The following is a 13,746-nucleotide window of genomic DNA, read 5'->3' on the forward strand; positions in this document are numbered from 1 at the left end:
GCCTGGCCGTCGCCTGGTCGTCGCTTGTCCGCCGCCCGGTCGTCACTCAGCCGCCACTGGTGCGCCGGGCTCGGCGCTTCGGGCTCGGCTTCGGCGGCGCGCCGACCGGCCACGTCGCGCGCTCACTGGTAGGGCCAGTTTCGAGCAAGCCGCTCTCCTCACCCACGCGCGCCCGCACGAAATCGATATGCGTCTGCATCGCCGTGCGCGCTTCCTCGGGACGGCGCGAGAGGATCGCGTCGCACAGCGTACGGTGTTGCAGCAGCAGCAGGCCGGACGCGTCTTCCGTCTGCTCGCGCAGACCCGTGCCGTTGATGGTGATGTGTTCGCGCAGCACGCCCAGCACGCTCGTGTGCAAGTGCAGGAACATCGCGTTGTGCGACGCCTGGGCGATGACTTCGTGGAGCTTCGCATCGGCGTCGGCTTCCGCGCTCTTGTCGTCGCTGTTGCGCGTGCGCTCCAGTTCGTCCATCAACTCGCGGATGCGCGCGAGGTCGTCGTCGCTCGCGCGCAGCGCTGCGAAATAGGCGGTCGCGCCTTCCAGCACCCGGCGAAATTCGAGGATGTCGTCACGCAGCGCCGGATGATCGGCCACCAGCTGGCCCCACGGCGAAGCAAAGCCCGTGCGCAGTTGATCGGTGACGAACACGCCCGAGCCCGCACGGCTCGCAACAAGACCGCGCGCGGCGAGGCGCTGGATCGCCTCGCGCACCGTGTTGCGGGCGACGCCGTAGTCCTGCGCCAGCATGCGCTCGGACGGCAGCTTCTCGCCCGCGCGCCACGTGCCGTCGAGCAGCGCGGTCTCCATGCGCCGCATGACCGTTTCGACGCGCCCATGCGCGCCAGCCCTGTCCCTCATTGCCTGTCCCCGAGCCTCAATCCGATGAGGCGAAAACCCACTGGTACAACCAGTTTGATCCCTTCGCCCGAAGCGGGAATTATGCGCCACAAACCAGCCGATCCGCGCCTACAGAGATACAGCGAGACATGAAGCCACGGACTTACCCCACCGGCCCCCGCCCCACCGACGTCTACCTGTTCGCGACCTGCCTCGTTGACCTGTTCGTGCCCCAGGCGGGCCTGGATGCCGTCAAGCTGCTCGAACGCGAAGGCCTCACGGTGCACTTCCCGCGCGGCCAGAGCTGCTGCGGCCAACCCGCGTACAGCAGCGGCAACCCGCGCCAGGCGCGCGAAGTCGCCCGCGCCCAGCTCGGCCTGTTCGAGCAGCCCTGGCCGGTCATCGTACCGTCGGGCTCGTGCGCAGGCATGATGCGGCACCACTGGCCCGCCCTGTTCGAAGGCGACGATCAAGCCGACGGCCGCGACGCCGCACGCGCCGAATCCATCGCCGGACGCGTCTACGAACTGACCGAATTTCTCGTGCGCGTGCTGGGCATCGATCTTGGCCTGAACGGCACTTACGGCGACGCCGCGAGCCAGCAACCCGAGGAGCGCGTGGTGCTGCACACCTCGTGCGGCGCGCGCCGTGAAATGGGCACGCGCGTGCATGGCGTCGAAGCCGTCGACGCACTGCCGGGCGTCACCCGCATCGACCACGAGCGCGAATCCGAATGCTGCGGCTTTGGCGGCACGTTCTCGCTCAAGCACCCCGACATTTCCGGCGCAATGGTCGCCGACAAGATCGCCTCGGCGTGCGCGACGGGCTGCAACCGGCTGGTTTCCGCCGACTGCGGCTGCCTGCTCAACATCGGCCACGCCGCCGAGCGCAAGGGCGCACCTTTGGCCGTCGAACATCTCGCCTCGTTCCTGTGGCGCCGCACCGGCGGGGAGGCCGCATGAGCATCGATCACGTCGATACCCTGGGCGCGCGTGCGCGCATGCTGGGCCGCCTGCGCACCAACGCACCAGCGGCGGCGACCAATGTGGAAACGCTCGATCAACGCATCGACGCGCACTACGCGCAGCGCCGCGCACACGACGCGGCGATGCTCGCCACGCAATCCGCGCGCATCGCGCAGTTCCAGCGCATGCTCGAAGCCACGCACGCCGACGTGGTGTGTGCGAGCGCACAGGCATGGCCCGCCGCGCTCGCGCAACGGCTCGCGGCCACGGGCGTGAAGCGCCTGCTGCTCGACACCTCCAGCCGCGAAGGCGCAGCGCTTGCAGCGGCGCTGCGCGAAAGCGCCCCGGCTATCGAGACCCGCACCTACGCCAAGCCGATCGAAACCTGGAAGTCCGAACTGTTCGACACGGTCGATGCGGGCTTTACGGTGGCCCGCTCGGGTCTAGCGGCGACCGGCACGCTCGTCGTCGTCCCGGATGCCAACGCGCCGCGCACCATGTCGCTCGTGCCGCCGCTGCACATCGCGCTGGTTCACGCCAGCACCCTGCACGCCGATCTTCACTCCGCGGTCGCGGCCGAACGCTGGCGCGACGGCATGCCGACCAATCTCGTGATGATCTCGGGGCCATCCAAGACCTCGGACATCCAGCAAACCACGGCTTACGGCGCACACGGCCCACGCGCGCTATGGGTCATCGTCGTGACCGACCACGGAGCCGCGCAATGAGCACGACCGCACACGCCGAACGCGTCGAAAACATCGAACACGCAAAAGCCGAAAGCCCGCTGCATTTCGTCCCCACCGCCGAATTTCGCGAGCGCGCCCGCACGGCGCTCGACGATCCGCAACTGCGCAAGAGCTTTCGCGGCGCGATGGATTTCCTGCAAGGCAAACGCGCCGCGCAATTCCCCGAAGCCGACGAGCTGGAAGCCCTGCGCGATATCGGCGAAGCGGTACGCCAGCACGCGCTCGCACGCCTGCCCGAGATGCTCGAACAACTCGAAACGCAGTTGCGCGCCAACGGCGTGCACGTCCACTGGGCCGAAACCGCCGACGACGCCAACCGCATCGTCCACGCCATCGCACAGCACCACGCGGCCACGCGCGTCATCAAGGGCAAGTCGATGGCGAGCGAGGAAATCGAGCTGAATCATTACCTCGGCGAGCGCGGCATAGCCTGCATCGAGTCCGACATGGGCGAGTACATCGTGCAGCTAGCGGGCGAAAAGCCCTCGCATATCGTGATGCCCGCGATCCACAAAACGAAGGGCGATATCGCGCATCTGTTCGAGGAGCACATCCCCGACACGCCCTATACCGAGGACGTCGATGCGCTGATCCAGACGGGCCGCCGCGCGCTGCGCCGCGCCTTTGTCGATGCGCAGATCGGTCTTTCCGGCGTGAACTTCGCCGCCGCGGATACGGGCACGCTCTGGCTCGTGGAAAACGAAGGCAATGGCCGCCTCTCGACCACAGTGCCCGACGTGCATATCGCGATCATGGGCATGGAAAAGGTGGTTGCGAAGCTCGAACATATCGTGCCGCTGTCGAGCCTGCTCACGCGTTCGGCGACCGGCCAGCCGATCACCACGTATTTCAACCTCATCAGCAGCCCGCGCCGTGAAGGCGAAAAAGACGGCCCGCGCGAAGTGCACCTCGTGCTGCTCGACAATGGCCGCAGCCAGGCTTACGCCGACGATCAACTGCGCGCCACGCTGCAATGCATACGCTGCGGCGCGTGCATGAATCACTGCCCGGTGTACACGCGCATCGGCGGCCATGCTTACGGCACGACTTACCCGGGCCCGATCGGCAAGATCATCTCGCCGCATCTGCTGGGCCTCGATGCAACCGCCGATCTGCCCACCGCATCGAGCCTGTGCGGCGCATGCGGCGAAGTCTGTCCCGTGCGCATTCCGATTCCCCAGTTGCTCGTGCGCCTGCGCACCGAAGCGAACCGCGATCCCGACGAAGCCGTCGCGCACCCGCTGCGCGGCCAGGGCGCGAACCATAGCCGCAGCGAACAGTTCATCTGGCGCTTCTGGAGCGGCGCATTCGCGCATCCCCGTGCATATCGCGCGCTGCGCTGGGCCGCTACGCGTTTGCGAGCGCTCGCGCCCTCGCAGCAAATGGGCTGGACGCAGCATCGAACGCCGCTCAAGCCCGCGCCGCGCAGCTTGCACGACCTGTTGCGCGAGCGCGACCAGCCGCAATAGCGGCACGCGCCAACATCATCAGGCATGCGAAATATATTCCAAGCCGTGCCTGACGATTTCCACATCATTTAGACCCGCATCATCGGAGGAGACCGTAGTGCAACCCTGGCTTCAAACCTATACCCCGCTTGGCAGTCTGTGGCTATCCGCGCTCGTGGCGGCCATCCCCATCCTGTTCTTCTTCGTCGCGCTCGCAGGGCTGCGCCTCAAAGGCCACGTCGCAGCGGCCATTACGCTCGTGCTCGCGCTGGGCGTGGCCGTCTTCGAATATGGCATGCCGGTGCGCCAGGCCCTCGTTTCAGCGGGCTTTGGCTTCGCCTACGGTCTCTGGCCGATTGCATGGATCATCGTCACCGCCGTGTTCCTCTACAAGATCGTCGTGAAGACGGGGCAATTCGAAGTCATTCGCGCCTCGGTGCTTTCGATCACCGACGACCAGCGCCTGCAACTGCTGCTGATCGGTTTTTCGTTTGGAGCCTTCCTGGAAGGTGCGGCAGGCTTCGGCGCGCCGGTTGCGATCACGTCGGCGCTGCTCGTCGGGCTGGGATTCGAGCCGCTGTATGCAGCGGGTCTGTGCCTGATCGCCAACACCGCGCCGGTCGCGTTTGGCGCGATGGGCATTCCGATCATCGTCGCAGGCCAGGTAACGGGCATCGACCCGTTCCTGATCGGCGCGATGGCGGGCCGCCAGTTGCCGCTGCTGTCGCTGTTCGTGCCGTTCTGGCTGGTCTTCATCATGGACGGCAAGCGCGGCCTGAAGGAAACGTGGCCCGCCGCGCTCGTCGCGGGCGGCAGTTTCGCGCTCACGCAATACTTCACGTCGAATCACATCGGGCCGGAACTTCCGGACATCACCTCGGCCCTCGTGAGTCTCGTTGCGCTCGCCGCCTTCCTCAAGGTGTGGTCGCCGCGTCGTGCCGCGCAAGGCGCGGCGTCGAATGTGCGCGTGAGCGGCGGCGCGGCCGCGCTCGGCGGCTTTGGCGGCAGTGCCAATCGAAGCACTGACGCAGTGTCCGCGAGCCGCCAGGCCTCGCCGTATAGCCTCGCGCAAACCGTGCGCGCCTGGTCGCCATTCATCCTGCTGACCGCCATCGTCACGGTCTGGAGCGTCAAGCCGTTCAAGGCGCTGTTCGCCGCGAAAGGCCCGCTTGCCGGCACCGTGCTGAGCGTCCATGTGCCGGGCCTCGACCAGCTTGTCGTGCGTACCGCGCCCATCGTTGCTTCGGCCAAGCCGTATGACGCCGTGTTCAAGCTCGACTGGCTCTCGGCAGTGGGCACCGCGATCATGCTGACTGCCATCGTCTCCGCGCTGATCCTCAAGATGAAGCCGCGCGCCGCCGTCGCTGCTTTCTTCGAAACGCTCGGCGAGCTGCGCCGCCCTGTCCTGTCGATTGGCCTCGTGCTGGCGTTCGCTTTCGTCGCGAACTATTCGGGCATGTCGTCGACGCTCGCGCTGGCGCTCGCCGGAACCGGCGCCGCGTTCCCGTTCTTCTCGCCGTTCCTCGGCTGGCTGGGCGTGTTCCTGACTGGTTCGGATACCTCATCGAATGCGCTGTTCTGCTCCTTGCAGCACACCACGGCGCACCAGATCGGCGTGTCGGACACCTTGCTCGTCGCGGCCAACACCTCGGGCGGCGTGAGCGGCAAGATGATCTCGCCGCAGTCGATCGCCGTCGCCTGCGCGGCGACGGGTCTCGTCGGCAAGGAGTCTTCGCTGTTCCGCTTCACGCTGCGTCATAGCCTTTTTTTCGCGGCGATTGTGGGCGTCGTCACGCTGATCCAGGCGTATGTCCTGACGGGCATGATCCCGCAGTAAGCCTCCTGACGCTTTTGTATCGCCCTTGAAAGGCCGTCGCCCGCACACGCGGACGACGGCCTTAAATTTTTATTCATCGATACTTTTAAGCCGCGTTTAAGGGACGAAATCTACGCTTGATTCGTCCGGTGCAGCAGGCCGGGTCTGATCGACGAACCGATAGAGGTGGAAAATGAATGCACGCTCAGTTCAATACAAGACCGCTGCGCTCTCGCTGGCTGCCACGCTCACGCTCGCACTCGGTGCGCAATGCGCATTTGCCGCGACCATGAACAACGTCGCGAACGGCCTGCCGCCTGTGCAACACGCGGGCGGCATTGCGTATGTATCGGGCGGCATCGGCAGCGACCAGTCGGCGGCGTTCAAGGCCGCGACCTCGCGCTATCCGCTCTCGCTCGAATTCGCGCGTCAATCGGCAAACGGCAACGAATATCTGGCCGACGTGCCCGTAACGATCGCCGACGCCCACGGCGACACGCTGCTATCCACACGCACGCATGGGCCGTTCATGCTCGTCGCGCTGCCTCATGGTCACTATGTGGTGAGCGCAAGCCACGATGGCAAGACCGTCAAGCGCGCGGTCGATGTCGGCAAGACGACACACGAACATGAAGCTTTTGTGTGGCCGACCTGAGTTCGACTTGATCGAATCGAGCAGCGCTCCAGCATCTGAAGCGCTGCTATCGCCAACGTTTGTTATCGTCATGCGTGATTTTCATGCTTAAAACAGGCCCTAAAAGATAAATCGCGCACCTGGCCGTCACCATTTTTGCGCTTGTGTCACGATCGATGCAGAAAAGAGTTGCGCGCGCATCGTGCGTAATTCTCGGGCGATGCGAACCGCATCCCGCGGCCTGCATTCGTTCGCCACACGCGCAACGAGATGATGACCACGCAACGATCCATTCGCCTCATCGCGAGGCGCACGGCCGCGTGGGGCGTTCCTGAAAGCCGCCCGCACGCGACACCCCGCCGCAGATCCCCTTACGCGCCCCGTCTGGCGCGCCACGACTCACATCAGCAAGACAGCATTGGCGCCCTTCAGGGCGGCACCGCGTCGCACCCCTGGCACTTGTCGCGCGGCGGCGCGTCACATCTATTGTTAGGCCGGGCGCGAGTCCCGTCGTTGCCGCGGCATTCACCGCGACAGTGACGAGGGGCGGCGCACGCTGATGTTCGATAGTCCGATCACCACCCGTCTCGCTCTTCGACCAACGCACGCAGCAAGCTCGACTCACACCGCACCTTCGCGGTGCACGCGTCGCTCGCGCGTTCGCGTACCGCAGTCAACTGCACGAGAGGAGTACTCATCGATGATTTGTCGCTTCGTCCATCATGGTGCGAACGGCCCGTCCGCCCCTGCGCGGGCTGTCCTCTATGTTTCGCTGATTGCAATGCTCGCGGGCTGCGTTTCACTTGCGCCCAGCTACGAGCAACCGCCGCTGCCAGTTGCACAGACCTTTCCCGATGCCGCCGCCCAGCAGGCCGGCGCGAGCGCGCTGAGCGCCACGACCATCGGCTGGAAGGACTATTTCACCGATCCCACGCTGCAAGGCCTGATCGCCGAAGCGCTCGAATACAACCGCGACCTGCAACTGGCGATCCAGCGGGTCGAGGAAGCACGCGCGATGTACGGCATCCGCCGTGCCGATCAGTTCCCGACGCTCGGCGTCGAAGCCGATCTCGCGCGCGCCCGCGTGCCCGCCGATCTGTCCGGCATTGGCCGCCCCATGACGGCCAGCCAGTACCAGGTCGGCATCGGCCTCGCGACATGGGAGCTCGACTTCTGGGGCCGCGTGTCCAATCTGAAGGAAGCGGCGCTGCAAAACTATCTGGCGAGCGACGCCGCGCGCCAGGCCGTCACGCTCACGCTGGTCGAGCAGGTCGCCAACAGTTATCTGAGCCTGCGCGAACTCGACGAGCGCATCATGCTTGCGCAAGCAACCATCGCCAGCCGCGAAAAGTCGTATCGCATTTTCAAGCGCCGCTATGAGGTAGGCGCGATTTCAAAGCTCGATCTCAAGCAGGTCGAAACCTTGTGGCGCCAGGCTGTCGCGCTTGGCGCACAGCTCCAGCAGGAGCGCGCCACGCGCGTGAACGCGCTTCAATTGCTTGTTGGCAAGCCCGTAGACCTGCCGCACGCCGACCTGCGCCTCGACGATGCGTCCGTCATGAGTGACCTGCCTGCGGGCCTGCCGTCCGACCTGCTCACCAACCGTCCCGACATCGTCGCCGCCGAATACCAGTTGCGCGCAGCCAACGCCAACATCGGCGCAGCGCGCGCCGAGTTCTTCCCCAAGATCACCCTTACCGGCTCGCTCGGCACGGCCAGCACGCAGCTCTCCGATCTCTTCACCGGCCCAAGCCGCGCGTGGAGTTTCGGCCCCGGCATTTCGCTGCCGATCTTCGACATGGGCCGCCGCGAAGCGAATCTCGAAGTCGCAAAGTCGCAGCGCGACCAGGCCGTGACGTCGTACGAGCGCTCGGTGCAGTCGGCATTCCGCGACGTCGCCGACGCGCTGGCCGCGCGTCAATGGCTCGCCGAACAGGTGGAGACCTTGCGCGCAACCGAACAAGCCCAGGCCGAGCGCGCACGCCTTGCGCAGCTGCGCTACGACCACGGCGCGTCGCCGTTCCTTGAAGTGCTCGATGCGCAACGCGACCTGCTGGTCGTGCAGCAGCAGCTCGTGGAAACGCGCCGCGCCCTGTTGTCGAGCCGCGTGTCGCTCTACGCGGCGCTTGGCGGCGGCGGCTTCGCCTCCAGCGCCCAGGCACCCGCCCCCGCTTCGGGCACTACACCGAATACTCCCTGATTAAAGGCCCCATCATGCAGATTTCAGCCCGCAAATGGATTCCCGCGCTTATCGTCATTGCCGTCGCGGCGGGCGGCTATTTCGGCTGGCGCTATTACGCGGATCGCGGCCCCGGTGAAGGCTTCGTGAGCGGCAATGGCCGCATTGAGGCGACCGAGATCGACGTCGCCACCAAGCTCGCCGCACGCGTGCAGGACGTGCTCGTGCAGGAAGGCGACTTTGTGAGCGCGGGCCAGACGCTCGCGCACATGCAGGTCGATACGTTGCAGGCGCAACGCAATGAAGCGACCGCGCAGCATCAGCAGGCGATCAACGCGGACGCGAGCGCGAAGGCGCAAGTTGCGCTGCGCGAAAGCGACCAGCGCGCCGCCGAAGCAGGCGTGGCCCAGCGCGAAAGCGAACTCGACGCTGCAAAACGCCGGCTCGCGCGCTCCGAAACGCTCTCGAAGGAAGGCGCATCGTCGATGCAGGAACTCGACGACGACCGTGCGCGCGTGCGCAGCGCACAAGCCGCCGTGGCCGCAGCGAAGGCGCAGGTCACCGCCGCCGCGGCAGCGGTGACGGCCGCGCGCGCGCAGCAGACCGGCGCGGAATCGGCGATTGCCGCCGCGCAGGCCACCATCGACCGCATCAACGCCGACATCCACGACAGCGACCTGAAGGCGCCGCGCGCGGGCCGCGTGCAGTATCGCGTCGCCCAGCCGGGCGAGGTGCTGGGCGCGGGCGGCAAGGTGCTCAACATGGTCGATCTTTCGGATGTCTACATGACGTTCTTCCTGCCCGAGCAGGCCGCCGGACGTGTGGCGCTGGGCCAGGATGTGCACATCATTCTGGACGCCGCGCCGCAATGGGTGATCCCCGCGAAGATCACCTTTGTTTCCGCCACGGCGCAGTTCACGCCCAAGACCGTCGAGACGCAGAGCGAGCGCCAGAAACTCATGTTCCGCGTGAAGGCGCAGATCGACCGAGACCTGCTGCAGAAGCACCTGAAGTACGTGAAGACCGGCTTGCCGGGCGTGGCGTGGGTCAAGCTCGACGCCAATGAAACATGGCCCGCGAATCTGCAGGTGAAGGTGCCCTGATGAGCGAGCCCGCCGTCCGCATCGAACACGTCAGCCTGCATTACGGCAAGACCGTCGCGCTGCGCGATATCACGCAGGACGTCCCCGCCGGACTGATGGTCGGATTGATCGGCCCAGATGGCGTGGGCAAGTCGAGCCTGCTCGCGCTCGTGGCGGGCTCGCGCGCCGTGCAGGAAGGCAAGGTGTGGGTGCTCGGCGGCGACATGGCGAGCAAGGCGCACCGCGACGCCGTCTGCCCGCGCATCGCCTACATGCCGCAAGGGCTCGGCAAGAACCTGTATCCCACGCTGTCCGTCGAGGAAAACCTGCAGTTCTTTGGCCGCCTGTTCGGCCATGACGAGGCGGAGCGGCGTCGCCGCATCGACGCGCTCACGCGCAGCACCGGCCTCGATCCGTTTCTCGCGCGGCCAGCGGGCAAGCTGTCGGGCGGCATGAAGCAGAAGCTCGGCCTGTGCTGCGCGCTGATCCACGACCCCGACCTGCTGATACTCGACGAGCCCACCACGGGCGTCGATCCGCTCGCACGCGCGCAGTTCTGGGATCTCATCAACGGCATTCGCAAGGAACGCCCGTCGATGAGCGTGATCGTCGCCACCGCCTACATGGACGAAGCGCAGCGCTTCGACTGGCTGATCGCGATGGACGACGGCGCGATTCTCGCGACCGGCACGCCCGCCGAACTGCTGGGTCGTACGCAGACCGAATCGCTCGAAGAGGCCTTTATCGCGCTGCTGCCCGAAGCAAAGAAGCGCGGCCATGAGCCCGTCGAAATCACCCCGCTTCTAGCCGACGACAATGCCACCATCGCCATCGAGGCCAAAGACCTGACGATGCGCTTCGGCGATTTCGTCGCCGTCGATCACGTGAGCTTCCGGATCCGGCGCGGCGAGATCTTCGGCTTTCTCGGCTCGAACGGCTGCGGCAAGTCCACGACGATGAAAATGCTCACGGGGCTGCTGCCCGCGAGCGAAGGCCAGGCGTGGCTGTTCGGACATGAAGTCGATCCGCGCGACCTCGACACGCGCCGCCGCGTCGGCTACATGTCGCAAGCGTTTTCGCTTTATGGCGAACTGACGGTGCGCCAGAATCTCGTGCTGCACGCGCGGCTCTTTCATGTGCCCGAAGCCGATATTCCCGCGCGCGTGAGCGAAATGGTCGAGCGCTTCGACCTCGCCGAGTCTCTCGACACGCTGCCCGACAGCCTGCCACTGGGCGTGCGCCAGCGTCTTTCGCTCGCGGTCGCGATGGTTCACAAGCCCGAGCTGCTGATCCTCGACGAACCGACCTCCGGCGTCGATCCGGTCGCACGCGACAACTTCTGGCGCCTGCTGATCGCGCTCGCACGCGACGACCAGGTGACCATTTTCATCTCCACGCACTTCATGAACGAGGCGGGACGCTGCGACCGCATCTCGCTGATGCACGCGGGCCGCGTACTGGTAAGCGACACGCCTGCCGCCATCACCGCGATGCGCGGCGCGGCCACGCTGGAGGACGCGTTCATCGCTTATCTGGTCGATGCGGGCGCAGGCACGGCAGGCGATACGACCTCCGAACTCTCAGCGCTCGCTGAGAACCCGGACGAGCAAGCGCACGCCACACAACATCGCGGCTTCAGCTTCCAGCGCGCCTACAGCTATATGTGGCGCGAAGCACTGGAACTGCGCCGCGATCCGGTGCGCGCAACGCTCGCACTCGCGGGCTCGCTGCTGCTGCTTTTCGTGATGGGCTTTGGCATCAGCATGGACGTGGAAGACCTGCGCTTCGCCGTACTCGATCACGACCAGACCTCCCTCTCGCACAACTACGACCTGAACCTCTCCGGCTCGCGCTATTTCATCGAGCGTCCACCCATTGCGAGTTACGCAGAGATGGATCGCCGCATGCGCAGCGGCGAACTGGCCTTTGCGATGGAGATTCCGCCGGGTTTCGCGCGCGACGTGGCGCGCGGCAAGTCCGTAGACCTGGGCGTATGGATTGACGGCGCGATGCCGCAACGCGCAGAAACGGTGCGGGGCTATGTCATCGCCATGCACCAGAGCTGGTTGCTGCAACAAGCAAAGCAACGTCTGGGCGCCGACGCGCACACGGCCGTATCGGTCGAGACGCGCTTTCGCTACAACCCCGACGTGCGCAGCCTGCCCGCGATGGTGCCCGCCGTGATTCCGGTGCTGCTGCTGATGATGCCTGCGATGCTCACGGCGCTTGCCGTGGTGCGCGAAAAGGAACTCGGTTCGATCATCAATCTGTATGTCACGCCGGTCACGCGGCTTGAGTTCCTGCTCGGCAAGCAGGCGCCCTATGTGCTGCTCGCGATGCTGAACTTCCTGCTGATGACGCTGCTCGCCGTCACTTTGTTCGGTGTGCCGATCAAAGGCAGCTTCCCCACGCTGTTTGGCGCTGCCGTGCTGTATTGCCTGTGCGCCACCGCCATCGGCCTGCTCGCCTCGACCTTCACGAAAAGCCAGATCGCCGCACTGTTCTTCACGATGATCGGCACGATGGTGCCTTCGGTGCAGTTCGCGGGGCTCATCACGCCCGTGTCGTCGCTCGAAGGCGCCGGGCGCTTCATCGGCCAGGTCTATCCGGCCAGCTACATGCTGACCATCAGCCGCGGCGTGTTCAACAAGGCGCTCGACTTTGGCGACCTCTGGCAGTCCATCTGGCCGCTGGCGCTTGCCACGCCCCTCGTGCTGGGCCTGACCGTCGCGCTGCTCAAGAAGCAGGAGAGCTGATATGCGCCGACACCTCGCCAACATCTATCGCCTGGGCGTCAAGGAGCTCTGGAGCCTCGCGCGCGACCCGATGCTGCTGATCCTCATCGTGTTTTCGTTCACGGCGATGATCTATTCGTCGGCGACTTCGCGCCCGGAGTCGCTGCATATGGCGCCCATCGCCGTGATCGACAACGATGTTTCGCCGCTGTCCCAGCGCATCATTCATGCATTCTATCCGCCGCACTTTCTTGCGCCGCAAGCGGTCACGCCCGAGCAGGCCGATCGCGGCATGGATGCGGGCAACTACACCTTCGTGCTCAACATCCCGCCCAATCTCCAGCGCGACGTGCTCGCAGGGCGCGCCGCGCAGATCCAGCTCAACGTGGACGCCACGCGCATGAGCCAGGCGTTCACGGGCAGCAGCTATGTGCAGCAGATCGTCAACGACGAGGCAACGGAATTCGTGAACCGCTATCGCGCGCCCACCGAACTCCCCGTCGATCTCGCGATACGCATGCGCTTCAACCCGAATCTCACGCAGGCGTGGTTCGGCTCGCTGATGGAAATCATCAACAACGTCACGATGCTGTCGATCATCCTGACCGGCGCGGCGCTGATTCGCGAGCGCGAGCACGGCACCATCGAGCATCTACTGGTGATGCCCGTCACGCCCACCGAAATCATGCTCGCCAAGGTCTGGTCGATGGGCCTGGTCGTGCTGGTGGCCGCGGCGCTCTCGCTCACGCTGATCGTGCGCGGCGCGCTGCATGTGCCCATCGAAGGCTCGGTCGCGCTCTTTCTCGCGGGCGCGGCGCTGCACCTGTTTGCCACCACGTCGATGGGCATTTTCATGGCGACGCTGGCGCGCAGCATGCCGCAGTTCGGCATGCTGCTCGTCCTTGTGCTGCTTCCCTTGCAGATGCTCTCGGGCGGCAGCACGCCGCGCGAAAGCATGCCCGAGTTCGTGCAGAACATCATGCTGGCCGCGCCCACCACGCATTTCGTCGAGCTGGGCCAGGCGATCCTGTTCCGTGGCGCGGGCCTCTCCGTCGTCTGGCAGCCGTTCCTGTGGCTCGCCGTGATCGGCAGCGTGCTGTTCGCGCTCTCGCTCGCGCGCTTTCGCAAGACGCTCAGCCGCATGGCCTGATGCGGTTGGCGCCGTCGGCGCACACCATGTTTGCGTTCATGCCACATAGATGAACTCCGTCCCCGTTTGCGGCTATGATCGTGTGCTGCGGTCGAGCGGCCAGGGGAGCGGGCAAGCGATCCGCAGAGTCCAGACACGCGCGGTCGATTT

At 65.6% G+C, this 13,746-nt stretch carries 10 protein-coding genes; 9 read left to right on the forward strand and 1 reads right to left on the reverse strand.

From position 1 onward, the window contains the following. Positions 1–46: 46 nt before the first annotated feature. Complete coding sequence (locus tag BBA01S_RS41160) at positions 47–817, reverse strand: FadR/GntR family transcriptional regulator (protein ID WP_084162137.1); 771 nt, start codon at positions 815–817, stop codon at positions 47–49. A gap of 170 nt (positions 818–987) precedes the next feature. Here BBA01S_RS41160 and BBA01S_RS13775 point away from each other — a divergent pair, with 170 nt between their 5' ends. From BBA01S_RS13775 to BBA01S_RS13815, 9 genes are all read left to right on the forward strand, one after another. Further along, positions 988–1,800 carry a (Fe-S)-binding protein gene (locus tag BBA01S_RS13775; protein ID WP_027816968.1) on the forward strand — a complete coding sequence of 271 codons (813 nt, stop codon included), beginning with the start codon at positions 988–990 and terminating at the stop codon, positions 1,798–1,800. Continuing rightward, positions 1,797–2,531: a LutC/YkgG family protein gene (locus BBA01S_RS13780; RefSeq protein WP_042297067.1), complete on the forward strand. Its 735-nt coding sequence runs from the start codon at positions 1,797–1,799 to the stop codon at positions 2,529–2,531. The genes BBA01S_RS13775 and BBA01S_RS13780 overlap by 4 nt, the downstream gene beginning before the upstream one ends. Next, a complete protein-coding gene (locus BBA01S_RS13785) occupies positions 2,528–4,021 on the forward strand; it encodes a LutB/LldF family L-lactate oxidation iron-sulfur protein (protein WP_042297069.1) in 1,494 nt (497 codons plus the stop codon). Before BBA01S_RS13780 ends, BBA01S_RS13785 begins: the two co-directional genes overlap by 4 nt. A gap of 97 nt (positions 4,022–4,118) precedes the next feature. After that, on the forward strand, positions 4,119–5,837 hold the full coding sequence (locus tag BBA01S_RS13790) for a lactate permease LctP family transporter (protein ID WP_027816971.1): 1,719 nt from the start codon (positions 4,119–4,121) through the stop codon (positions 5,835–5,837). A 172-nt stretch (positions 5,838–6,009) separates the two neighbouring features. Further along, the gene (locus BBA01S_RS13795; protein WP_027816972.1) at positions 6,010–6,471 is read left to right on the forward strand and encodes a hypothetical protein; all 462 of its coding nucleotides are present in this window, start codon (positions 6,010–6,012) and stop codon (positions 6,469–6,471) included. Positions 6,472–7,150: 679 nt separating this feature from the next. After that, positions 7,151–8,650 carry an efflux transporter outer membrane subunit gene (locus tag BBA01S_RS13800; RefSeq protein WP_042297071.1) on the forward strand — a complete coding sequence of 500 codons (1,500 nt, stop codon included), beginning with the start codon at positions 7,151–7,153 and terminating at the stop codon, positions 8,648–8,650. A 14-nt stretch (positions 8,651–8,664) separates the two neighbouring features. Further along, positions 8,665–9,732 (forward strand): HlyD family secretion protein, encoded by a 1,068-nt coding sequence (locus tag BBA01S_RS13805; protein ID WP_042297073.1) that lies wholly within the window; start codon positions 8,665–8,667, stop codon positions 9,730–9,732. Then, positions 9,732–12,467: a ribosome-associated ATPase/putative transporter RbbA gene (gene rbbA / locus BBA01S_RS13810; RefSeq protein WP_027816975.1), complete on the forward strand. Its 2,736-nt coding sequence runs from the start codon at positions 9,732–9,734 to the stop codon at positions 12,465–12,467. The genes BBA01S_RS13805 and rbbA overlap by 1 nt, the downstream gene beginning before the upstream one ends. Position 12,468: 1 nt before the next feature. After that, positions 12,469–13,596 carry an ABC transporter permease gene (locus tag BBA01S_RS13815; RefSeq protein WP_027816976.1) on the forward strand — a complete coding sequence of 376 codons (1,128 nt, stop codon included), beginning with the start codon at positions 12,469–12,471 and terminating at the stop codon, positions 13,594–13,596. The last annotated feature ends 150 nt before the right edge of the window (positions 13,597–13,746 follow it).

The organism is Paraburkholderia bannensis NBRC 103871, from assembly GCF_000685015.1.
GTDB classification, from domain to species: domain Bacteria; phylum Pseudomonadota; class Gammaproteobacteria; order Burkholderiales; family Burkholderiaceae; genus Paraburkholderia; species Paraburkholderia bannensis.